General features: G+C 72.7%; 19 protein-coding genes and 1 pseudogene. 6 read left to right on the top strand and 14 right to left on the bottom strand.

The genetic code is table 11. From position 1 onward, the window contains the following. Window position 1 precedes the first annotated feature (1 nt). The 3 genes from OG435_RS14720 to OG435_RS14710 form a co-directional block, all read right to left on the bottom strand. Complete coding sequence (locus OG435_RS14720; protein ID WP_266877283.1) at window positions 2–703, bottom strand: hypothetical protein; 702 nt, start codon at window positions 701–703, stop codon at window positions 2–4. Window positions 704–846: 143 nt separating this feature from the next. Then, the gene (locus OG435_RS14715; RefSeq protein ID WP_266877282.1) at window positions 847–1,359 is read right to left on the bottom strand and encodes an XRE family transcriptional regulator; all 513 of its coding nucleotides are present in this window, start codon (window positions 1,357–1,359) and stop codon (window positions 847–849) included. A gap of 578 nt (window positions 1,360–1,937) precedes the next feature. Then, window positions 1,938–2,843, bottom strand: coding sequence for a helix-turn-helix domain-containing protein (locus tag OG435_RS14710; protein ID WP_266877281.1), 906 nt, complete (start codon window positions 2,841–2,843; stop codon window positions 1,938–1,940). Window positions 2,844–2,996: 153 nt separating this feature from the next. Between OG435_RS14710 and OG435_RS14705 the strand changes: the two genes are divergently transcribed. After that, the gene (locus tag OG435_RS14705) at window positions 2,997–4,373 is read left to right on the top strand and encodes a TerD family protein (protein WP_266877280.1); all 1,377 of its coding nucleotides are present in this window, start codon (window positions 2,997–2,999) and stop codon (window positions 4,371–4,373) included. Between the two features lie 25 nt (window positions 4,374–4,398). Here the strand turns inward: OG435_RS14705 and OG435_RS14700 are convergent, their stop codons facing one another. Continuing rightward, a complete protein-coding gene (locus OG435_RS14700) occupies window positions 4,399–5,841 on the bottom strand; it encodes an RNB domain-containing ribonuclease (protein WP_266877279.1) in 1,443 nt (480 codons plus the stop codon). Between the two features lie 267 nt (window positions 5,842–6,108). Here OG435_RS14700 and yaaA point away from each other — a divergent pair, with 267 nt between their 5' ends. Then, a complete protein-coding gene (gene yaaA, locus OG435_RS14695; protein ID WP_266877278.1) occupies window positions 6,109–6,909 on the top strand; it encodes a peroxide stress protein YaaA in 801 nt (266 codons plus the stop codon). Window positions 6,910–6,973: 64 nt separating this feature from the next. On the opposite strand, the gene OG435_RS14690 is transcribed toward yaaA, so the two are convergent. Beyond that, entirely contained in the window at window positions 6,974–7,612 is a 639-nt protein-coding gene (locus tag OG435_RS14690) for a MerR family transcriptional regulator (protein WP_266877277.1), read from the bottom strand. A 187-nt stretch (window positions 7,613–7,799) separates the two neighbouring features. Between OG435_RS14690 and OG435_RS14685 the strand changes: the two genes are divergently transcribed. Continuing rightward, window positions 7,800–8,756 carry a hypothetical protein gene (locus tag OG435_RS14685; RefSeq protein ID WP_266881747.1) on the top strand — a complete coding sequence of 319 codons (957 nt, stop codon included), beginning with the start codon at window positions 7,800–7,802 and terminating at the stop codon, window positions 8,754–8,756. A 10-nt stretch (window positions 8,757–8,766) separates the two neighbouring features. Here OG435_RS14685 and OG435_RS14680 read toward each other — a convergent pair whose 3' ends face one another. Further along, window positions 8,767–9,516 carry a bifunctional DNA primase/polymerase gene (locus OG435_RS14680; protein WP_266877276.1) on the bottom strand — a complete coding sequence of 250 codons (750 nt, stop codon included), beginning with the start codon at window positions 9,514–9,516 and terminating at the stop codon, window positions 8,767–8,769. A gap of 137 nt (window positions 9,517–9,653) precedes the next feature. Further along, entirely contained in the window at window positions 9,654–10,352 is a 699-nt protein-coding gene (locus tag OG435_RS14675) for a TetR/AcrR family transcriptional regulator (protein ID WP_266877275.1), read from the bottom strand. 115 nt (window positions 10,353–10,467) lie between these two features. On the opposite strand from OG435_RS14675, the pseudogene ddaH reads away from it, so the two are divergent. Then, window positions 10,468–11,286, top strand: a pseudogene (gene ddaH, locus OG435_RS14670) (dimethylargininase); the annotation flags it as partial. 66 nt (window positions 11,287–11,352) lie between these two features. Here ddaH and OG435_RS14665 read toward each other — a convergent pair. Together OG435_RS14665 and OG435_RS14660 are read right to left on the bottom strand one after the other, a co-directional pair. Continuing rightward, entirely contained in the window at window positions 11,353–12,357 is a 1,005-nt protein-coding gene (locus OG435_RS14665; RefSeq protein ID WP_266877273.1) for a small ribosomal subunit Rsm22 family protein, read from the bottom strand. Between the two features lie 66 nt (window positions 12,358–12,423). After that, a complete protein-coding gene (locus tag OG435_RS14660) occupies window positions 12,424–13,731 on the bottom strand; it encodes a Bcr/CflA family multidrug efflux MFS transporter (protein WP_266877272.1) in 1,308 nt (435 codons plus the stop codon). Window positions 13,732–13,840: 109 nt separating this feature from the next. Between OG435_RS14660 and OG435_RS14655 the strand changes: the two genes are divergently transcribed. Next, window positions 13,841–14,611 carry an SDR family oxidoreductase gene (locus tag OG435_RS14655; protein ID WP_266877271.1) on the top strand — a complete coding sequence of 257 codons (771 nt, stop codon included), beginning with the start codon at window positions 13,841–13,843 and terminating at the stop codon, window positions 14,609–14,611. 121 nt (window positions 14,612–14,732) lie between these two features. Continuing rightward, window positions 14,733–15,596, top strand: coding sequence for a PhzF family phenazine biosynthesis protein (locus OG435_RS14650; RefSeq protein WP_266877270.1), 864 nt, complete (start codon window positions 14,733–14,735; stop codon window positions 15,594–15,596). A 110-nt stretch (window positions 15,597–15,706) separates the two neighbouring features. Here the strand turns inward: OG435_RS14650 and efeU are convergent, their stop codons facing one another. The 5 genes from efeU to OG435_RS14625 all read right to left on the bottom strand — a co-directional run bounded on the left by efeU (window position 15,707) and on the right by OG435_RS14625 (window position 21,242). Further along, window positions 15,707–16,555 carry an iron uptake transporter permease EfeU gene (gene efeU / locus OG435_RS14645; RefSeq protein WP_266877269.1) on the bottom strand — a complete coding sequence of 283 codons (849 nt, stop codon included), beginning with the start codon at window positions 16,553–16,555 and terminating at the stop codon, window positions 15,707–15,709. An 18-nt stretch (window positions 16,556–16,573) separates the two neighbouring features. After that, window positions 16,574–17,890 carry an iron uptake transporter deferrochelatase/peroxidase subunit gene (efeB, locus tag OG435_RS14640; RefSeq protein ID WP_266877268.1) on the bottom strand — a complete coding sequence of 439 codons (1,317 nt, stop codon included), beginning with the start codon at window positions 17,888–17,890 and terminating at the stop codon, window positions 16,574–16,576. A gap of 34 nt (window positions 17,891–17,924) precedes the next feature. Beyond that, the gene (gene efeO / locus OG435_RS14635; protein WP_266877267.1) at window positions 17,925–19,076 is read right to left on the bottom strand and encodes an iron uptake system protein EfeO; all 1,152 of its coding nucleotides are present in this window, start codon (window positions 19,074–19,076) and stop codon (window positions 17,925–17,927) included. Window positions 19,077–19,263: 187 nt separating this feature from the next. Further along, window positions 19,264–20,187 carry a heme ABC transporter ATP-binding protein gene (locus tag OG435_RS14630; RefSeq protein WP_266877266.1) on the bottom strand — a complete coding sequence of 308 codons (924 nt, stop codon included), beginning with the start codon at window positions 20,185–20,187 and terminating at the stop codon, window positions 19,264–19,266. Continuing rightward, window positions 20,184–21,242 (bottom strand): FecCD family ABC transporter permease, encoded by a 1,059-nt coding sequence (locus tag OG435_RS14625; RefSeq protein WP_266881745.1) that lies wholly within the window; start codon window positions 21,240–21,242, stop codon window positions 20,184–20,186. The genes OG435_RS14630 and OG435_RS14625 overlap by 4 nt, the downstream gene beginning before the upstream one ends. Between the last annotated feature and the right edge of the window lie 44 nt (window positions 21,243–21,286).

Below are 21,286 nucleotides of genomic sequence, written 5' to 3'. Positions count from 1 at the left end.
TTCACGACCACGTGTTTCGAACGGGGTGCCCGAGGGCGTCATGGAGGCGTACGAGACGGTCCTCGGCCTCGCTGTCACTGGAGGTCGACTGCGTCGTGTCGTAGCGGCCGGCCCGCTCGTGGATGAGCGTGGCCAGGGTCTCCGCCTGCCGCTCCTGCGGGCTGGCGAACTTGCTCCGCCCCATGAGGTGCGCCAGGCGGTCGATGTCGAGGCCGAGTTCCTCGTCGATCGATTCGGTCGCGCGCGCCACGCTCCTGATCCGGGCCGCCTCGGTGCGGATGATCGAGGCCACGGGCAGCTCGGGGCGGTCGATTCCGGAGACGGCCGTGTGCGTACGGGTCAGCAGGCGCTGGAAGTGCTCGGAGGCCCGGGCGATCTCCTGGTCCGACGCCTGTTCGGGGATGTCGAGTTCGGGAGCGACATGGCCGAGCAGCATGTGCGAGATCTCGTGGAGGACGATCTGCACCTTGAGGATCTCGGCGGCGACGGCGTCGTAGAAGACGAGGTCGGCGACGTCCAGTCCGAGCCAGATCCCGCAGGGCAGGGACGGGTCGGGTGGTCCGTCGAGGGGCAGCAGGATCAGCGGCCGGCCGCGCTGCGCGGCGATCCCCTCGCAGAAGGCTTCCAGGTCGAACGGCCGGGGGATGACGAGCCGGTCCGCGACGGCGGCGCACTCCGCGTCGGCGCGCTTCCACCAGCGCATCGTCGCCCCTCCCCGCCCCTCGTCGCCCAGTCCGCACACCTGATCGGGTTTGAGAGTAACCGGAAGCGGGGCAGGGGCCGGATGAGGGCCTATCGGTGGCCGGAATACGGCTACCAGGGGGAAGCGCGTGGCTGATTCGCGCCTCAGGAATCCTTGCCGCGGCGCCGGCGCGGGTTCACATCCGGAAGTCCTTCGGCCTTGCGGAGCTGCTTGATCAGGCCGGTGACGGAGCGCATGGATCCGGCGGACAGTCCGCTCAGGCGGAAGGCCGCGGCCTTGACCTGTTCGTCCTCGAGGACCTGGGCGAACTCGTCGGCCGCCGCGGCCTTGCCCATCTCCTCGCGCAGCCGTGCGATCCGCTCCTCGATCCGCTGCTCGATCGCCTGGGCGTTCTCGCCGTCGGCCAGGTATCCGACGGTGACGCCGAAGAAGTTGGCGATCGCGCGGATCGAGTCGATGCCCGGGTTGGGGTTGTTGTTCAGGCGGATGGTCTGGACCGTGCCGTGCGAGACGGAGGGTCCGGACAGCTTCTTGGTGCCTTCGGCGATCTCTTGGTACGTGTACGGACCGCGGCCCGCCGGGTGGATCGTCTCGATCAAGAAGCCGAGGCGGTCACCCATGGTGTCCCGCCGGCCGGTGGGGGTCTCCTCACCCATCACCGTCACTGCTCCCGTCTGCTGCTGGATCGTGTAGTCCAGTACTAAATCATCACCAGCATTATCTACCTGCCTAGATGGCTTCGCCACACAGTGCAACGAATTCCGTCTACCCAGCTAGCGGACCCGGGGGAATGTGACCCACGTCATAATGGCCTCGGGGCGCCCCATAGAGCCTTGACAGGGCGTGTGTGCGACGGCGTATCTTCGTCCAGCCGTCTAGCGCACTAGATGGCTCCGCGCTCAACCGCTCGACGCGCAGCGTCTAGCGGGCTGAGTGGTGGAGCCGGTGGGCGCAGCCGGAAGAGGGAGCGCTCGCTCGTGGGCTGGGGTACGGGGGTCCTCAGCCCAGAGCGGGTGAACCGCCCGTCGACGGGAGCCGACGCCCGCCGACGGGGTCCGGCGGAATTCCAACGGGGGAGCCGCCGCCGGGCCGCACGGCCGGGCTGCGACCCGGGACGCGATCCGAGGCGCGCCCCGGGTCGCGATCCGGGTCCGGGTCAGGGTCCGGGCCCGGTCTTGACCCGGTCTCGGGTCGCGATCCGAGCCGGACCCGGGCGGACCCTGATCCGGCCTGTCTAGCCCGACAGCATCACGCTGCTGACCCGGCCCCGCATCCGGTCCAGGACCGAGCCCGGTGCCAGTCCGCCCCGCAGTACGACGAACCGGGACGGGGGCAGCCCCGTCATCGCCTTCACCTCGCGGCTCAGGTGCGCCTGGTCGTGGTAGCCGCAGGCCGCCGCCACCTGCGCCGCCGCCGTTCCCGCCGCCAGCATCCGCAGCGCGTGCTGCAGCCGGAACACCCGGGCCATGGCCTTGGGGGACAGGCCCACCTGCTCGCGGAACCGGGCCCGTACGGTACGGGCGCTCCAGCCCGTCGCCGCGCTCACCCGGGTCAGGGAGCGGGTGTCGGCCCAGAGCCCGGAGAGGGCGCCGACGACCTCGGGCGCGCAGGAGGGGCCGGCGTCGAGTCGGGCGCAGAAGAGGGCGTCCAGCAGGGCGAACCGCTCCGTCCACGAGGGGAGCGCCTGGAGCCGTTCGGTGAGGTGGTGGCCCTGGCGCCCGAGCACCTCCACCAGATCCACGTGGGCGTCCTCGAAGTGCCACATCGGGATGCCGAACAGCCGGTAGCAGCCCTGCGGGGTCATGTTCACCTCCAGCCCGTGCACCACCCCCGCGTGCACCCCGATCGCCGGCACCGTGCGCGGGCCGCTGATCATGGCCCGGGCGGCGGGCCGCAGTTGGGCCGTCGCGAGGTTCTCCGTACGGGAGACCCACAGGCCCTCGGAGAAGCTGAACACCAGCGTCACGCAGCCGGTGGGCAGCTCCAGACGGCGCCTCGGGGTGGTGAACTCGGTGTGGAAGCCCGTGTAGTTGATGATGAACGGTCGCAGCGCGGCGGCCGGCGGGCGGCGGCGCGCCGATCGGCTGCCCGGGGCGGCGGCGGGCATCGCGCGTGGATCCAAGACGTCGACCGAGCCCATGTCCGGTCCCTCCCACCGCTGTTGCGCGGTCGGTGATACCGCGCGGTCGGCCGATGATGGCAGGTCACAGGGCGCGATGACCAGAGCGGTCCGGCAGCTGATCAGGTCCGCCGCCCCTGCCGGCGGGCCGGGCCGTGATGTCAGGATGCGTGCATGACAGAGATCATCAAGGGGGGAAACCTTCCGCTCAGCGGCGAGCCGATGCGCGTCGCCGTCGTACGCCGTGACGGCGGGCCCGGCTCGCCGGCGGTCGACGCGGCCGCCCTGCTCGTCGGGGCGGGCGGCAAGGTCAGGGGCCGCGGCGACCTGGTGTTCTACAACCAGCCCGAGCACGCGGCGAGCGCCGTACGGCTGTTGGGCGACGCCCGGGGCGAGGGCGGGGTCACCGCGGACTGGCTGGAGATCGACCCCGGCCGCGTGGAGCCGGCCGTGGAACGGATCGTGGTCGCGGCGTCCTGTGACGGCGGGACGTTCGGGGAGGTCGCGGACCTGTACCTGCGGGCGGTCGCTGCGGCCACGGGGGAGCAGCTCGCGCTGTACTCCGTGGAGGACGCGACGACGGAGACCGCGATCCTGCTGGGCGAGTTCTACCGCAGGGACGGCGGATGGAAGTTCCGCGCCGTGGGGCAGGGCTACGCGTCCGGACTGCCGGGCCTGGCCACCGACTTCGGCTTCACCGTGCCGGACGAGGCATCCGCGGAGCCGCGCGAGGAGCCGGCGGCGGCCCCCACCCCGGCGCCGATGCCCGACCGGCTCCCACCCCCGCCGCCCCTGCCGGAGCCGGCGACGGCGGCCGAGCCCGTACGGGTACCCGTACCCGTACCCGTGCCGCCGCCCGAACCTCCGCAGCCCCAGGTCGTCCTGAAGACCGCGGATGCGGTGCCGGTCTCCGATGCCCCGCCCCGCGTGCCGGCGGGTCGGCTCAACTCCCTTCCCTTCGAGTTCGGGAAGGAGTTCCCGCCGATCCGGGAATCGGGCCTGGGCCCCGGCATCGTGGAGATCGGCAGTCGGCTCCCGCGCGGCTTCGTGGTGGTCGAGCTGATGAAGGCGGGCGCCGGGTACGTGAACCTCGCCCTCCTGAAGCCCAACGGCCGCCGGACGAAGCAGATCATGTCCAGCCGGATCGACGATCTGCACGGCCGGGCCGTCTTCCGCAACCTCGCGGACCGTCCGCTGCGGCTGGAGGTGGACACACGGTGCGCGTGGACGGTCACCCTACGGCCGGTGACGGTCGTACCCGAGCTCGTCGACCGGGTCGAGGGGCACGGGCCGGACGTACTGGCCCACAGCCACCACCTCCTCGACATCAAGGTCAGGAACCTCGGGAAGGATGAGGAACGGGGCCCCATGGAGGTGCAGGCCGTCCGGAACAACGACAACCGCGAGCGCGTCTTCTACCGCCCGGACCGCGGCCGCGGCGTCGCCACGCTCCCCCTGAGCCCGCGCCTGCTGATCATCGACGCTCCCGGCCCCTGGTCCATCGAACCCACGGAACTGAACCCCGTCAGCTTCTGGCTCCGCCACCGCTGACCTGCACCCCGCCCCCCAACACCCTCTAGACGGGTGCGAACAGCACCTTCGCCCGCCCAGGATCCGCCTCCGTCAGCCGGACCCTGATCCGGCCGCCCAGCGGCAGCTCCGCCGACGTGGACTCCACGCGGCCGATCACCGCCGGCTCCTCCAGGTGGACCGTGCCGACCAGCGGCTCCCGGTCCTTGACGTCGATGACCGTCGCCTCGAAGGTCTCGCCGACGCGGTCCTTGAGCAGCGCCGCCTCCACCAGGTCCACGGCCTCCCGCTCCGCCGAGTTCGCCAGCCGGGTCCCGTCCGCCATCTCCTTCGGCAGGGCGTCGAGCGCCTCCACCGCCCACCCGGGGGGCTCGGCCCCGGCCACGGCCGCCACGCACAGCTCGCCCGTGTACCGGTCGACGAGCCGGCGCAGGGGCGCGGTGCAGTGGGCGTACGGGGCCGCGACCGCGGCGTGCAGGACGGGGTCCGGGGTCTCGCCGCCGGTGAAGACGGTGTAGCCGGCTCCGCGCAGCAGGGACGTGCACTCCTGGAGGAAGGCGGCGTGGGCGGGCCGGTGCGGATCGAGCCCGCGCACGAGCTCCGCGTACGGGACGTGGTGCGGCCAGTCGATCCGCAGGGCCTTCGCCGTCCGGCGCAGCCGCCCGACGGCTCCGTCGGGAGCGGTCGGCAGGGTCCGTAGGATGCCGGTCCCGGCGGCGAGCATCAGATCGGCGGCGGCCATGCCGGTCATCAGGGAGATCTGCGCGTTCCAGCCGTCGGCCGGGAGCGGAGCCCGGTAGGCCAGGCTGTACGAGCCCTCGTGCTCGACGATCTCCTGCTCGGGCACGTCCAGCGAGATCCCCCCGCGCTCCGCCTCCAAGGCCTCGCGCAGCCTCCCGATGTCCTTCAGCAGGGCGAGCGGCTCCTCGGCGGTGCCCGCGTCGATGGCCTTCTGGACGCCGTCGTAGTCAAGTTTGGCCCGGCTGCGCACGAGCGCGCGGCGGACCCCGGTGCTCTCCACCCGCCCCTCGGCGTCCAGGTCGAGCCGCCACAGCAGGGCCGGGCAGGTCTGGTCGGGGAGCAGGCTGGCGGCGCCCTCCGAGAGCACGGCCGGGTGCAGGGGGATCTTCTCGTCGGGGAAGTAGAGGGTGGAGACCCGGCGGTGGGCCTCGGCGTCGAGGGCGCCGCCGGGGGTGACGTAGGCGGCGACGTCGGCGATGGCGTAGTGCACCCGGTAGCCGCCGGAGGGACGCTTCGCCAGGTGCATGGCCTGGTCCAGATCGCGCGAGGCCGGTGGATCGATCGTGAAGAAGGGGATGTCGGTCGCGTCGAAGTCCGGCAGGCGGGGGCTGCGTACGGCCCGCTCGGCCTCGGCGAGTACGGGCGCCGGGAACTCCTCCGGCACCTCCAGCTTCGTCCGCAGTTCACGCAGCGCGGCCCGCAGAGCAGCCCCGTCTGCGCCGGTCATGATCATGTGACGGCGTGGCATGAGCCGAGCCTAGGGGGTGTCTTGCCGATCGGGCCGGATCAGGGAGCGGTGTCTGACGCGTGCGATCGCAAGGCGGAGGAGGGAGTCGACGCGGAGCGTCGGCGAGTGACGACAACGCGGCGAGCGTGCGTGGCAGACGCCGCGAGCCCGGTCCGATCGGCAAGACACCCCCTGGGGCCGGTGGGCTTGGGCGGCGCGGTGAGCCGTCTACCCTGGTCGGGGGCCGCACCCCCACCGCTGTGCCGTGCCCGTCGAAGGAGAACCACCGTGCTCGTGCTGCTGCCGCCGTCCGAAGGAAAGGCCGCCGGCGGCTCCGGCGCACCGCTGAAGCCGGAGACGCTCTCGCTGCCGGGGCTGGCCGCGGCGCGGGCGGCGGTGCTGGAGGAGCTGGTCGAGCTGTGCGTGGGCGACGAGCCGAAGGCCCGCGAGGTGCTGGGCCTGAGCGAGGGCCTGCGCGGTGAGGTCGCCAAGAACGCGGAGCTGCTGACGGCGGTCGCCCGGCCGGCCGGGGAGATCTACACGGGCGTCCTGTACGACGCGCTGGGCCTGTCGACCCTCACGCCGGCGGCGGCGTCGCTGGCCGCGGAGTCCCTGCTGGTCTTCTCGGGCCTGTGGGGAGCGGTCGGGGTCGGGGACCGCATCCCCTCCTACCGCTGCTCGATGGGTGTGAAGCTGCCGGGGCTGGGGGCGCTGGGCGCGTTCTGGCGCGAACCGATGGCCTCGGTGATGCCGGAGGCGGCGGGGGACGGCCTCGTCCTGGACCTGCGGTCCTCGGCGTACGCCTCCGCGTGGAAGCCGAAGGGCGAGGTGGCGGGGCGCACGGCCACGGTCCGGGTCCTGCACTCGCAGATGGTGGACGGCGTGGAGAAGCGGTCGGTGGTGAGCCACTTCAACAAGGCCACCAAGGGCCGGCTGGTCCGCGACCTCCTGTCGGCGGGCGCGGCCCCCGCGTCCCCGGCGGAACTGGTGACGGCCCTGCGCGACCTGGGCTTCACGGTCGAGGCCGAAGCCCCCGCGAAGCCGGGCAAGTCCTGGTCCCTCGACGTGGTCGTCACCCAGATCCACTGACCGGGCGCGACTCCCGGCCGGGGCCGGGGCATGGCCGGTCCGGCCCGGCCCCGGCCCCGCGCGGTCAGTCCTGCTGCGGGGTGCCGTAGGTGCGGGACGAGGCGTCCCAGTGGGCCAGCCTGCGCAGCGCCGCGAACATCGCGTCGCCCAGGACCGTGCCGACCGCGACCGTTTCGACCAGGTCCTCCCGTGCCGCCACCTGGGTCGTGTAGGCCAGGTCCGCGCCGGCGACCAGCTCGGCCGCCTCCGCGTACGTGTCGAGCACCTCCGCGAAGGCTCCGTGACCGGCCCGCTCCAGCGCGGCCAGCGCGGCGGCCAGTGCCTCGCCCGCGCGGGTGTCCGCGCCCACCTGCCAGCCGCGCCGCTCGATGATCCCGGCCACCTTCGCCCGCGCGCGCTCGGTCTCGGCGTCAGCCGTCCCGCCGTGCTCGGGAACCAGCGCGTTCGCCACCGGGCCGAGCAGATTGTGGACCGACCGCTCCTTGTCGTCGATGGCGCGGATCACTTCCCCGATGGCCGCCACGGGGAGCTTCCCCACTTCCAGGAGGCCGCGGATCAGACGCAGCCTGCGTGCGTGCGTCTCGTCGTAGTGCGCCTGGTTCGGGCTGCTGAGCAGGCCGGCCGGGAGCAGGCCCTCCCGTACGTAGTACTTGATCGTCGGTACCGGTACCCCGGTCCGCGCGCTCAGCTCTCCGATGCGCATGGTCGCTTCCGTCCGTCCCTGGTTCCTGGGGCCCTTGCGTGTGCCGTGCCCATCATAGATAGTGGCACTACTGGATAGCGGTAAGTGTCACTATCCATTTGGTCTTCTGTCTGGGGGTAGAGAGATGTCGTTACCGTTGGCTTTCCCGCGTACCTGGCACCGTCCACTGGTGGTGCTCGCCGGCCTCATGGCGTTATGGACGGCCGGCTCCGCCGTCGGAATCCTCGTCGACGACCGGATCCTGGTGGGCGCCCCGATCTGGGCCAAGCCCTTCAAGTTCGCCGCCTCGATCCTCGCCTACGCGCTGAGCCTGGCCTGGATGATCTCCCTGCTCGCACGGGCCCGGCCCCGGCTCGCCCGGCCCGCGTGGTGGGCGGGCACGGTGGTGGCGGTGGCCGGCGCCGTGGAGATGGTGCTCATCACCGCGCAGGTGTTCCGCGGCCGGCAGAGCCACTTCAACCACGCCACTCCCTTCGACGCGCGGCTGTACGACGTCATGGCCGGGACCATCGTGTCGCTGTGGCTGGGTGCGCTGGTGATCGCCGTCCTGCTGTTCCGGGCCCGGATCGGCGACCGGGCCACCACCTGGTCGATCCGGATCGCCGCGGCCCTGGCGCTGGCCGGTGCGGGGCTCGGCTTCCTGATGACCCAGCCGACGGCCGAGCAGCTCGCGGCCGGCGACGACGACGCCCCGATCGTGGGCGGGCACGCCGTGGGAGTGCCCGACGGCGGGCCCGGCATGCCGCTCACCGGCTGGTCCACCACCGGCGGCGACCTGTGCATCCCGCACTTCGTGGGGATGCACGCGCTCCAGCTGCTGCCGCTGTTCGTCCTGCTGCTGGCCGTCCTCGCGGTGCGGTTGCCCGTACTGCGCGAGGAGCGGGCACGGCTGCGCCTGGTGGGGGTGGCCGGCTCGGCGTACGCGGCGGTACTGGCCCTGCTGGTCTGGCAGGCGCTGCGCGGTCGGCCGCTGACCTCCCCGGACGGGCCGACGCTGGGCGCGGCCACGCTGATCCTGGCGGCGACCGGACTGGGGACCCTGCTCAGCCTCCGCCGGGGCGGCGGGCCCGGCGTGCGCGAGGGCGCCGACCCGGCGGGCCCCGCTTCCGTGCCGCGGTCTTCGGTGCGGAGCTCCGGCTCCTAGGCCTAGGCCGTCAGCGGCCCAGGGGCCAGGCGACCGTGGCGGGGGTCTGGTCCGACGCGCCCGCGTAGGTGGCGCACGCGTCCGTGAGGGTTTCCAGCAGGGTCAGCGGATCGACGAGCGGATGCTCCATGCCGCGGAGCCAGGTCACCGCGAAGTCCCCCGGCAGTGCGGCCGGCGGTACCAGGACGTAGCTGCCCCGGCAGTGCCAGCGCAGTCCGGGGTGCTCGTCCATCGTCTCGGGGTGGCAGTCCAGTTCGCAGGGCCACCACTCGTCCTCGTCCTCGGGCGTGCCCCGGGTCGCGGTGAAGAAGAGCATCCGGGCCTGGTCGCCCGTACCGCCGGACTCGGCGACCGGGCCGACCTCGACGCCGGCGGCCAGCAGGCGTTCCAGGGCGCTGTGGCCGGCTTCCAGCGGGACGTCCAGTACGTCGTGGACCATGCCCGTCGCGGTGATGAAGTTGGCCGCGGGCTGGTTGCGGGCCCAGCGTTCGACCTGCGCGCGGTCCGTCGTGGACTGCGTCTGCCAGGCGAAGGAGATGGGGTGCCGTGCGGGCGTCGGACAGCCGATCCGGTCGCACGAACACCGGTAGCCGGCCGGATGCGCGGCGGGCGAGATGGGCAGACCCGCGGCGGCCACGGCCAGCAGCAGGGCTTCGCGTTCCCGTGCGGGGTCCTCGGCGTCGGGTTTCGGCTTGCGGCGCAGCCACTGGGAAATCCTGCTCTGCTCGCCGCGTTTGACGCGGCCCGACTCAGACCCCATCTATCCCCTCACCTACAGCGTTGCCCCGGCAGACCCTCACATGTTCCCACCATCCTGGGCGCCGGGTGACCGCACCCCCCGACCAGGACTACCACATAAGCACATAATTCGGCCATACGTTCTCGGCCGTCAGGGGGTCATGACTTATCCCACCCCGCCCCGGCCCCGCCCAGCACCGCGTCCACCAGCGCATCCGCGTACGCGTGCGAGAGCGGCGCCGTGCGCAGCAGCCAGCGGTAGGTCAGAGGTCCGAGCAGCATCTCCACGGTCAGCCGCAGGTCGGTGTCCGGCGGGAGCTGTCCGGCCTCGCACGCGGACCGCAACCGTGCCTCGTACAGCGCGAGCTGCGGTTCCAGCAGCTGCTCGGTGAAACGCGCCCCCAGCTCGGGGTCGGTCGCGCCGGCCGCCGTCAGGGCGCGCGCGGGGGCGGCGTACCGCTCGTCGGCGAACTCGTCCACCGTCGCCCGCAGTACGTACTTCAGGTCGGCGGCCAGGTCCCCGGTGTCGGGGAAGCCGGTCCACGCCCCCTCGGTCTGTGCGTCCCCGGCGAGCGCGACCGAGGCGTCCAGCAGGACCGCGGCCTTCGAGGGCCACCAGCGGTAGATGGTCTGCTTGCCGACCCCGGCGCGGGCGGCGATGGCCTCGATGGTCAGCTTGTTGTAGCCGACCTCCCCCACCAGCTCGAGCGCCGCGTCCAGGATGGCCCGCCGTGAACGGTCGCTGCGGCGCGTGGCGTCCGGGGACCGGGGGGCGGAGGTGCCGGTGCCGGTCCCGGTGCCCGTGCCGGAGTCGGAGTCGGCGCCGGAGTCGGGCGCGGGGAGGGGGCGGGAGCTCATTTCGGAAACTTATCAACCCCGAACCACTCGACTTTCAGCCGTTCGGGAAACCACCCAATCAGTTCACTGCGCCGTCCCCGCGGAGGAGGGACGATTCTCTTCTCATCACCGTGAGGAGCCTTCATTGCGCAGAGACGCCACACCCCGGCGTTACCTGATGTGCCCACCCGCGCACTTCAAGGTCACGTACTCCATCAACCCGTGGATGGACCCCACGAAACCGGTGGACCTGCCCCTGGCCATGGCCCAGTGGGAGGACCTCCGCGACCGTTACGTGGCCCTGGGCCACACCGTCGAGACCCTCGTCCCCGACCGGGGACTGCCCGACATGGTCTTCGCGGCGAACGGCGCCCTCGTCGTCGACGGCCGGGTGCTGGGTGCGCGGTTCGCCTACCCCGAGCGGGCCGCCGAGGCGGAGATCCACCTCGACTGGTTCCGTGCGAACGGCTTCCAGGACGTCCACGAGCCGTCCCACGTCAACGAGGGAGAGGGTGACTTCGCCGTCACCGCCACCTACCTCCTGGCCGGCCGGGGCTTCCGCTCCAGCCCGCTCTCGCACGACGAGGCCCAGGAGTTCTTCGGCCGCCCGGTCATCGGTCTCGACCTGGTCGACCCGCGCTACTACCACCTGGACACGGCCCTGTCCGTGCTCGACGGCGACGAGATCATGTACTACCCGGACGCCTTCTCCGAGGGCAGCCGGGCCGTACTGCGCCGGCTCTTCCCCGACGCGCTGATCGCGCGGGCCGAGGACGCGGCGGCCCTCGGGCTCAACGCGGTCTCCGACGGCCGGCACGTGCTGCTCCCGCAGGAGGCGACCGGACTCCTCGCCCCCCTGCGGGAGCGGGGGTTCGAACCGGTCCCGATGGACCTGGGGGAGCTGCTCAAGGGCGGCGGCAGCGTGAAGTGCTGCACGCAGGAGCTGAGGCCCTAGCCGGCGGCGCACGTCCGGACGAGGGGCCCGGGCCTGCGGGCTCGGGCCCCTACGGACTCAAGCCCCCTACGCGTCCTGCGGGGGCGGCCACTCCTGGCCCCAGTCGGCGTCCCGGGCGGCCTTGTACAGGTCCCCGTGGCGCTTGGTCACATTCACCTTGGTCTGCCCCTCGGCCTCGGGTCCGCACAGTTCCAGCAGGACCAGCCCCTTGCGGATCTGCGGTCTGCGGGTGATCCGGGAGGCGGCCGGCTCCACCGGGAAGCGGGTGGCGGCCACGTAGCTGAACTTCTCGTCCTCGTAGGAGAGGGAGCCGCCCTTGACCTGGCGGTGCAGGGAGGAGCGGCTGACCCGCGTCGAGAAGTGGCACCAGTCCTTGCCGACCTCGATCGGGCAGGTCCCGTCGTGCGGACACGGAGCGGCCACCTGGAACCCGGCCTCGATCAGCTGGTCGCGGGCCTCGCGGATGCGCAGGTACCCCTCCGGCGTGCCCGGCTCGACCAGCACCACGGCCTGACCGGCCCGCGCCGCCTCGGCGACGACCTCGCGGCGGGCCTCGGGGGTGAGTTCGCCCAGCACGTAGGAGACCGTCACCAGGTCCGCCGCGGGGAGGTTCATGCCCGCCCCGATGACGCTCTGGCGCCACTCGGCGGCCCGCAGCGCGGGGGAGGAGGAAGCCGCGGCCAGCTCCTTGCCGAGGACCAGGGCGGGGTCGGCCCAGTCCAGTACCGCGGTCTCGCGCGGCCCGCCCCAGAGGGAGTCCGCGGCCCAGGCCGCCGCGCCGGTGCCGCCGCCCACGTCCACGTGCGAGGCCGGGGACCAGCCCGGGGCGGCCTCGGCGAGCCCGTCCAGGGCGGACCGTACGGCCTCGAAGGTGGCGGGCATCCGGTACGCCGCGTACGCGGCCACGTCGGAGCGGTTGCGCAGGACCGGGGTGTGGGTCGGGATGGTGCCGCGGTAGTTGGCGATCAGCCGCTCCACGGCGGCCGTGGCCTGCTTCTGTGGGAGGCCTTCGAGCAGCCCGGCGAGGGCGCTGCGCAGGGTTTCGGCGGTGGTGGTGGCGGTGTCGTTCACCCGCCAAGTTTACGGGGCGGGGGACGGGCCGGGACCGGGGCCGAAGCCCGGTCCCGGCCCGGACGGTCAGGCCGTGGGCGTTGCCGGCGCGGAGCCGGTGCGCCACGGACGGCACAGGGCGACGAAGCAGAGGACCGCCAGGAAGGAGCAGGCCGCCTGCACCAGGGCCATCGGTACCGCCGTGTCCTCGCCCGCGATGCCGACCAGGGGGGAGGCCACCGCTCCGACCAGGAAGGAGGAGGTGCCGAGCAGGGCGGAGGCCGAGCCGGCCGCGTGCGGGGCGCGCATCAGGGCCTGCGCGTTGGTGTTCGGCAGCACCAGGCCCATCGCGGACATCAGGACGAACAGCCCGGCGCAGATCGCGAAGAGCCCGACCTCGCCGAAGACCCCGGCGGTCATGAGGAGCAGGGCGACCGAGGCGGCCGTGATGACCGCGAGTCCGTACCCCAGCACCTTGTCCAGGCTGACCCGGCCGACCAGCAGCTTGCCGTTGATCTGGCCCACCGCGATCAGCCCGAGGGAGTTGACGCCGAACAGCAGGCTGAAGGTCTGGGCCGAAGCCCCGTAGATCTCCTGCACGACGAACGGCGAGGCGGAGATGTACGCGAACAGCGCCGCGAAGGAGAACCCGCCGGCCAGTGTGTAGCCGGCGAAGACGCGGTCGGCGAACAGTCCGCGCATGGTCCGCAGCGCGGCGCCGACGCCGCCGGTCTGGCGCCGTTCGGGCGGCAGGGTCTCGCCGAGCCTGCGCCAGACCAGGAGGGTCAGCAGGGCCCCCACGACGGTGAGGACGACGAACACCCCGCGCCAGTCGGCGAAGCGCAGCACCTGGCCGCCGATGAGCGGGGCGATGATCGGCGCCACGCCGGATATGAGCATCAGGGTGGAGAAGAACCGGGCCATCTCGACCCCGTCGTACAGATCGCGCACGACGGCCCGCGCGATCACGATCGCGGCCGCGCCGGCCAGGCCCTGGAGCAGCCGGAAGGCGATCAGCAGCTCGACGGTCGGGGCGAAGGCGCAGATGGCGGTGGCGAGGACGTAGACGACCATGCCGATGAGCAGGGGGCGGCGACGGCCCCACTTGTCGCTCATCGGGCCGATCACCAGCTGGCCCAGGGCCATGCCGGCGAGGCAGGCGGTGAGGGTGAGCTGGACGGTCGCCGCCGGGCTGTTCAGGGCCGTGGTCACCGTCGGCAGGGCCGGCAGGTACATGTCCATGGACAGCGGGGGGAGGGCGGTGAGTCCGCCGAGGATGAAGGTGACGAGCAGTCCCGTCCGGCGGGCGGCCGTGAGGGGAGCGGTGGTGAGGGGGGAGGGAATCGCGGGTGACGAATCCTTCGAGGGCGCTGTCGCGTGGCCTCGCTCCGGCATACGGAACTCCAGTCTTCTTATCGTGTCTTCACACCCCCTGATCGCCCCATGTTCTCAGCAATCGGAACGTCCCGGAGCCGATGCGCCCTGTGACGTAGCCTGCGGCCCCATGAACGCACGCATGAAGCAGATCGCCGTGGTGACCGGAGCCGGATCCGGGATCGGCCGTTCCGTGGCCATCACGCTGGCCGCCGCCGGATGGGCGGTGGCGGTGGCCGGCCGCAGGAGCGGGCCGCTGGAAGAGACCGCCGAGGCCGCCAGGGCCGCCCACCCGGACGCCGAGGTGCTCTGCGTCCGGGCCGACGTGAGCGACCCGGACGACGTGGCCGCGCTCTTCGAGACCGTCCGGGAGCGCTACGGGCGGGTCGACCTGCTCTTCAACAACGCGGGCACCTTCGGCCCGGCCGGGGTCGCGCTGGAGGACATCTCCTACGAGGCCTGGCGCTCGGTGGTCGACGTCAACCTCACCGGCTCCTTCCTCTGCGCGCAGGCGGCCTTCCGGGTGATGAAGGCCCAGGACCCGCAGGGCGGCCGCATCATCAACAACGGCTCCATCTCGGCGCACGTGCCCCGGCCGAACTCGATCGCGTACACCGCGACCAAGCACGCCATGACCGGCCTGACGAAGTCCCTGTCCCTGGACGGGCGTCCGTACGGGATCGCGTGCGGGCAGATCGACATCGGCAACGCGGCCACCGAGATGACCGAGCGGATGCAGACCGGGATCATGCAGGCCAACGGACAGCTCGCGGTGGAGCCCGTCATGGACGCGGCCGACGTGGCGCGCACGGTGCTGCACATGGCGGAGCTCCCGCTCGGGGCGAACGTGCAGTTCGCGACCGTGATGGCGACCGCGATGCCCTACATCGGGCGCGGCTGACCCGGTTCGGCCCCGCACCCGGTCCGGCTCCCGTGCCCCGCCCCGTGCCCGCCCCCGTCCCGACCTGCGCATACGCTCCGGATTCGGGAATGCGGGCCCGGGGTGCACCGTTGAGGCCATCATGACCGGCGTACTGCGTTACACCTCCTTCTCCGACGACCCGGCCGGCGGCAACCCCGCCGGCGTCGTCCTCGACGCCGCGGGCCTCGACGAGGCCGCCATGCTGAAGATCGCCGCCGAACTGGACTACAGCGAGTCGGCCTTCCTCACCGCCCCGCCCGAGGGCCTGGGCGGGGAGCCGGGCAGGGCCTTCACCGTGCGCTACTTCAGCCCCAAGGCCGAGGTCCCCTTCTGCGGGCACGCCACCGTGGCCGCCGCCGTGGCCCTGGGCGAGCGGATCGGCCCGGGCGAGCTGGTCTTCGCCACCCGCGCGGGCACGGTGCCGGTGTCGGTGACCCGGGAGGACGGGGCCGGCGGCCTGCGCGCCACCCTGACCAGCGTCGAACCGCACACCGAGGACCTGGACCCGGCCGACCTCGCCGAGGCCCTGGCCGCACTGGACTGGCCCGCCGCCGACCTGGACCCGGCGTTCCCGCCTCGGATCGCCTACGCGGGCGCCCGCCACCTGGTGCTCGGCGCCGCCACCCGGGCCCGGCTCGCCGACCTCGCGTACGACTTCGACCGGCTGGAGGCGCTGATGCTGCGCCTCGACCTCACCACCGTCCAGCTCGTCTACCGGGCCGGCCCGGCGGAGTTCCACGTACGCGACCCCTTCCCGGTCGGCGGCGTCGTCGAGGACCCGGCGACCGGCGCGGCCGCGGCCGCCTTCGGGGCGTACGCCCGCGAGCTCGGCCTCGTCCCCGACGAAGCCGTGCTGACCCTCCACCAGGGCGCCGACATGGGCCGCCCCGGCGTGCTCACCGTCGAGCTGCGCTCCGGCGACACCCGGGTCCGGGTGAGCGGCACGGGGGCGCTGATCCCGTAGCCGGGCGTTCTTCACCGGCGACGACGAAGGCCGCGCGGACCAGGTCCGCGCGGCCTTCACCGGCATCCGGGTCCCCGTCTACCCGGGGACCCTCGACAGGCTCTGGTGACTCAGGAGCCGCTCGCCGCCGACTCCGGCTTCGGCTCCGACTTGGCGCGCTTGACCAGGGACGGCGCCAGGAACAGGGCGAGCACCGGGACCAGGTACAGGGCCCACACGACGACCTGGAGCACGGTCGGGTCCGGCTGGAAGTTGAGGGTGCCCTTCAGCAGGGTCCCGTACCAGCTGTCCGGCGGGATCGTGGAGCTGATGTCGAAGGCCTTGTCGGTCAGCCCCGGCAGGAAGTCGGCCTCCTGGAGGTCGTGGACGCCGTACGCGAGCACGCCTGCGGCGACCACCACCAGCATGCCGCCGGTCCACATGAAGAACTTCGACAGGTTGATCTTCAGCGCGCCCCGGTAGAACAGCCAGCCCAGGAGGATCGACGAGCCGATGCCGAGCAGCACGCCGATCAGCGGGGCCGCTCCGTCACCGGCCGCGTGGACCGAGCGCCACACGAACAGCGAGGTCTCCAGGCCCTCCCGGCCGACGGCCAGGAACGCCGTCGCCACCAGGGCGCCGGTGCCCATCGCGAGCGCCGCGTCGAGCTTGCCCTGGAGCTCGGCCTTCAGGTGCCGTGCGGTGCGCTTCATCCAGAAGACCATCCAGGTGACGAGGCCGACCGCGACGATCGACAGGGTGCCGCCGATCGCCTCCTGGGCCTTGAAGGTCAGTTCCTGCGTGCCGAATTCGAGACCGGCGCCGAAGGCCAGGGACAGGGCGGCGGCCAGGCCGACGCCCAGCCACAGCGGCCCCAGCTTGTCCTTGTTCCCGGTCTTGACCAGGTAGGCGATGAGGATGCAGACGACGAGGCTGGCTTCCAGCCCCTCGCGCAGCCCGATCAGATAGTTGCTGAACACTTCGGTTCTCCCGGTCCCTTACGCGAACAGCGTCCGGCCCCACCAGTCGTCCTTGTCGCGGACGCCCGGCGGGACAGCGAAGACGGCCGAACCCACGTGCTGGATGTATTCGTTGAGGACGTCGGACTTCGCCAGCTTGCGCTGGATCGGTACGAAGCCGGTGCGCACGTCGCGCTGGTAGGCGAGGAAGAACAGGCCCGCGTCGAGGCGGCCCAGTCCGTCCGTGCCGTCGGTGAAGGAGTAGCCGCGGCGCAGGATCGTCGCACCGTCGTTGGAGTCCGGGTGCGCGAGGCGGACGTGCGCCTCGGGCTTCATCGCCTTCAGGAACGGCTCGTCGCGCTCCTTGGACTTGCCGACGGGGGCGCCCTCGCCCTTGTCGCGGCCGAAGATGTCCTCCTGCTCGCCCAGGGGCGTGCGGTCCCACGTCTCGATGTTCATCCGGATCCGGCGCGCCACGAGGTACGAGCCACCGGCCAGCCAGTCGCTGCCGTCGCCGGCGCCGACCCACACGTGCTTGTCCAGGGCCGCCTTGTCGGTGCCCGAGATGTTCCGGGTGCCGTCCTTGAAGCCCATCATGTTGCGCGGGGTCTGCTCGTCCGGGGTGGTCGAGGAGGTCTTGCCGAAGCCGAGCTGCGACCAGCGCACCGCCGTCTTGCCGAAGCCGATGCGGGCGAGCTGGCGGATGGCGTGCACCGCGACCTGCGGGTCGTCGGCGCAGGCCTGCACGCACAGGTCGCCGCCCGAGCGGGCCGCGTCGAGGTTGTCGCCGGGGAAGAGCTCCAGGTCGATCAGGGCGCCGGGGCGCTTGCCCTCCAGGCCGAAGCGGCCCTTGGCGAACAGGCCCGGCCCGAAACCGATCGTCAGGGTGAGGCGGGAGGCCTTCAGGCCCAGCGCCTCGCCCGTGTCGTCCGGCGGGGCCTCCGGGAGGCCGCCGTAGCCGCCCTCGCCGACGGGCTGCCCGGCCGTCATCAGCCGGGCCGCCTCGGTCCAGTCCTTGAGGAGCTGGACCAGCTCGGCGCGGTCCTTCGTCTTCACGTCGAAGGCGGCGAAGTGCAGGCGGTCCTGGACGGCGCTGGCGATGCCGGCCTGGTGCTCACCGTGGAACGGCACGGCCGCGCCGGCCGAGGCCGCCGAGACCATGTCGGGGCTGGAGTTCAGGGCGATGGCCGTACCGCCGGCCGCCGCCGCGCCGAGCGCGAGGCCCGCGCCGCCCCAGCCGAGGACGGCCCGGCGCGAGGGCGCGCCGGTGACCGGGCCCGTCTGCTCCGGTGCGGCTTCGGGCGCGCCGTGCGGCTCGTCCTGCGCGGGCTGCTGCCCGGACACCGACTCGCTCATGTGAGGTTCTCCCGCCTGCTCTGCTGTTCCGGAGTTACTTCGCGGCCGCGGCGGCGAGCTTCGAGAGCGGCTCCGCCAGGGCGTTGACGCCGTCGGAGAGCTCCTTGCGCTCGGCCTCGCCGACCTTGTCGTACGAGGTGAACTCGTAGGCGGCCTTGTTCGGGCGGTACTTCTCCAGCAGGTTGTTCAGCGCCGCGAACTGCTTCTCCAGCTCGGTGGTGAGCGCGGGGTCCGTCTTCGAGGTGATCGGCTTGAGCAGCTCGAACGCCTTCTCCGCACCCTCGACGTTGGCCTTGAAGTCGACCAGGTCGGTGTGGCTGTAGCGCTCTTCCTCACCCGTCACCTTGCCGGTGGCGACCTCGTCGAGGAGCTCCTTGGCGCCGTTCGCCATCGAGGTGGGGGTGATCTCCGCCTGGCCGACCTTCTTCTGCCACACGGCCAGGTCGGCCATCAGGGTGTCGGCGAGCTTCTTGTCGTTGTCGTCGATCTTGTTGCCCTCGAAGAGGGACTTCTCCAGCTTGTGCCAGCCGGTCCAGTCCTTCTCCGGGTCCTGGCCCGCCTCCAGGCCGTCCTCGCGGACGTCGACCTTCGGGTCGATGTCACCGAAGGACTCGGCGACCGGCTCGGTGCGCTCCCAGCCGATGCGCGAGGGGGCGTACGCCTTCTTCGCGGCCTCGACGTCGCCGGCCTTGACCGCGTCCGCGAAGGCCTGCGCCTTCGGGATGGTCTCGTCGGCCTGCTCCTGCACGTACTTGCGGTACGCGGCGACCGCGGCGTCGGCCTCGGGGCTGCGCTTCTCGGTGCCGCCCGTGCCGGTGGCCTTGACCTGCTGGCGGATGCCGTCGCCCTTCATGCCGGGCTTGCAGGCGATCTCGTAGTCGCCCGCCTTGAGCTCGGCGGTGATGGTGGCCTTGGTGCCGGGGCCGATGTTCTCGCGCTCGGCGACGATGCGGTCGTCGGGGAAGAGCACGTAGAGCTCGGTGACCTTGGAGCCCTTGTTCTCGACCTCGAAGGCGACCTTGCCCGCGGGGAACTCCTTGGTGGAGACCTCGCACGCGGAGTCGGACGCCGCCACCTTGATGGTGCCGTCGCCGGACGCGTCGCTCTTCTCGGAGCAGCCGGTGACCGCGGTGAGGGCGGCCACGACGGCTGCCGCGGTGACGACGGAGAGGCGGACGGGGCGCATAGGGGGCTCCTGGCAGTCTGGCGTTCGGCAGACGACCGCCCCGATCTAGTGGGGGCGGCCGGTGAGGCGGACCTAACTTAACCGAGGCTTACCTGACCCATACCCGTGCGTCCAGTGATTCAGCCCACACATTCGAGGGTCGGACACGGGGCCGTTACGGGTGCCCCACGCCGCCCCCATGCCGAGGTCAAGCGGAGGTCAAGCCCAGGTGACCGTTCCGTACGCCGGAATGCTCCCCTCCGGGCTTCCCCGGCTCCCCGTCCCGTACGGGGACCACCAGCGGCGCCCCGGTGCGCGGGTGCGGGAGCACCTCCACGGGCTGGCGGTAGACCCGGCTCAGCAGCCCCTCCTCGAACACCTCCGCCGGCGGGCCGTCCACCGCGATCCGGCCGTCGTGCAGGACGGCGACCCGGTCCGCGTACGCCGCCGCCAGGCCCAGGTCGTGCAGGACCACCACGACCCCGTCCCCGGCCGCCGCCCGCTCCCGGCAGATCCGCAGCACCAGCTCCTGGTGGCGCAGGTCCATCGCAGCCGTCGGCTCGTCGAGCATCAGGAGCGGGGCCGCCTGGGCCAGTACGCGGGCCAGCGCGACCCGGGCCCGCTCGCCGCCCGAGAGCCCCGAGAACGGGCGGGCCGCGAAGCCCGTCACCTCGGTGGCCGCCATGGCGGCGGCCACCGCCTCCTCGTCGGAACCGGCGGCCTCGGTGCCCGCCCAGGGGGCGCGGCCCATCCGTACGACGTCCTCCACGGGAAAGGGGAAGGCCAGTTCCGCCGACTGGGGGAGCACCGCCCGGCGCAGGGCCAGCTCGGGGGCCGGCCAGTCGGCCATCGGGCGACCGTGGATCCGTACCTCCCCGGAGGCGGCCGGCAGGTCCCCGGACAGGGCCGCCAGCAGGGTGGACTTGCCCGCGCCGTTCGGCCCGACCAGGGCCAGCACCTCCCCGGCGCGCACGGTCAGCCCGATCCCGGCGAGCACCTCGCGCCCGCCCAGCCGTACGCGCAGGTCCGTGACCTCGGCGAGCGGCGCTCCGGGCGCCGGACGGACGGGAACGGTGCGCCTGCTCCCGCGCAGGCGCAGTGCGGCGAGGCCGGAACGCAGCCGGACGCTCATGCCCAGCCTCCTTGCTTGCGGCAGGTGCGGCGCAGCAGCCAGAAGAAGAACGGGCTGCCGAGCAGGGCGGTCAGGACGCCGAGCGGCAGCTCGGCGGGCTGGGCGAGGGTTCGGGCGGCCAGGTCCCCGGCGGCCAGCACCACGGCTCCGGCCAGCGCGCTGCCGGGCACCAGGAAGCGGTGGCCCGGACCGTTGGCCATGCGCAGCAGGTGCGGTACGAGCAGCCCGACGAAGGTGATGATCCCGGCCACGGCGACGGCCGCCGCCGTGAGCAGCGCGACGACCAGGATCAGCGCGAGGCGCAGCCGCTCCACGTCGACGCCGAGGTGACGGGCGGGGCGCTCGCCCAGGGACAGCAGATCCAGCTTGCGCGCGTAGAAGGGGGCGACCAGCAGACCGGCGAGGGCGCAGGGCAGGACCGCCAGCACCTTGGGCCAGGTGGCCTGGGCGAGGGAGCCGAGCTGCCAGAAGGTGATCTGGTTGACCTGGCCGCTGTCCGCGAAGAAGACGAACAGGCCGATCAGGGCGCCCGCGAAGGCGTTGACGGCGATGCCGGTCAGGATGAGGGTGACGACCTCCGTCCGGCCGCCGTTGCGGGACAGCAGGTACACGGCGGCGACGGTGACCAGCCCCGCGACGAACGCGCAGGCGGTGATGGTCCAGTTGCCGAAGAAGCTCAGGCCCAGCCCGATCGCGGCGACCGCGCCGACGGCCGCACCCGCCGAGATCCCGATGACCCCGGGCTCGGCGAGGGGATTGCCGAACACCCCCTGCATCAACGCCCCGGCGCAGCCGAGGCTGGCCCCGACGAGCAGGGCGAGGACCACGCGGGGCAGTCGTACGTTCCACAGCACGCTCTCCCCGACCCGGTCGAGGGCGGCGCCCCCGAGGCCGAGGCGGTGCTGCACCGACCCGATCACCTCCCCGAGCGGGATCTCGTACGCCCCCACTCCGGCGGAGACCAGCGCGAGCAGGACGAGCACGGCGGCCAGCGCGCCGGTGAGCCAGGCGGAACCCCACCGCCGCCGGGGCGGTGCGCCGGCGGCGGTGGGCAGGGCCCGGGACGTCGCCCGCCCGGGAGCGGGAAGGGGATCCGCTC

The organism is Streptomyces sp. NBC_01264 (assembly GCF_026340675.1).
GTDB lineage: Bacteria > Actinomycetota > Actinomycetes > Streptomycetales > Streptomycetaceae > Streptomyces.
The sequence above is the reverse complement of the archived record's forward strand: the minus strand, read 5'-3'. Positions and strand labels throughout refer to the sequence as shown.

What these genes read in the sequence shown, in the direction of transcription:
- OG435_RS14690 (WP_266877277.1), bottom strand. Translation starts at nt 7,612, where the DNA reads ATGCGCATCGGAGAGCTGAGCGCGCGGACCGGGGTACCGGTACCGACG.
- OG435_RS14680 (WP_266877276.1), bottom strand. Translation starts at nt 9,516, where the DNA reads ATGGGGTCTGAGTCGGGCCGCGTCAAACGCGGCGAGCAGAGCAGGATT.
- efeO (WP_266877267.1), bottom strand. Translation starts at nt 19,076, where the DNA reads ATGCGCCCCGTCCGCCTCTCCGTCGTCACCGCGGCAGCCGTCGTGGCC.
- OG435_RS14660 (WP_266877272.1), bottom strand. Translation starts at nt 13,731, where the DNA reads ATGCCGGAGCGAGGCCACGCGACAGCGCCCTCGAAGGATTCGTCACCC.
- OG435_RS14675 (WP_266877275.1), bottom strand. Translation starts at nt 10,352, where the DNA reads ATGAGCTCCCGCCCCCTCCCCGCGCCCGACTCCGGCGCCGACTCCGAC.
- OG435_RS14705 (WP_266877280.1), top strand. Translation starts at nt 2,997, where the DNA reads ATGACAGAGATCATCAAGGGGGGAAACCTTCCGCTCAGCGGCGAGCCG.
- OG435_RS14630 (WP_266877266.1), bottom strand. Translation starts at nt 20,187, where the DNA reads ATGAGCGTCCGGCTGCGTTCCGGCCTCGCCGCACTGCGCCTGCGCGGG.
- OG435_RS14655 (WP_266877271.1), top strand. Translation starts at nt 13,841, where the DNA reads ATGAACGCACGCATGAAGCAGATCGCCGTGGTGACCGGAGCCGGATCC.
- OG435_RS14710 (WP_266877281.1), bottom strand. Translation starts at nt 2,843, where the DNA reads ATGGGCTCGGTCGACGTCTTGGATCCACGCGCGATGCCCGCCGCCGCC.
- efeB (WP_266877268.1), bottom strand. Translation starts at nt 17,890, where the DNA reads ATGAGCGAGTCGGTGTCCGGGCAGCAGCCCGCGCAGGACGAGCCGCAC.
- OG435_RS14700 (WP_266877279.1), bottom strand. Translation starts at nt 5,841, where the DNA reads ATGCCACGCCGTCACATGATCATGACCGGCGCAGACGGGGCTGCTCTG.
- OG435_RS14650 (WP_266877270.1), top strand. Translation starts at nt 14,733, where the DNA reads ATGACCGGCGTACTGCGTTACACCTCCTTCTCCGACGACCCGGCCGGC.
- OG435_RS14720 (WP_266877283.1), bottom strand. Translation starts at nt 703, where the DNA reads ATGCGCTGGTGGAAGCGCGCCGACGCGGAGTGCGCCGCCGTCGCGGAC.
- OG435_RS14685 (WP_266881747.1), top strand. Translation starts at nt 7,800, where the DNA reads ATGGCGTTATGGACGGCCGGCTCCGCCGTCGGAATCCTCGTCGACGAC.
- OG435_RS14715 (WP_266877282.1), bottom strand. Translation starts at nt 1,359, where the DNA reads ATGGGTGAGGAGACCCCCACCGGCCGGCGGGACACCATGGGTGACCGC.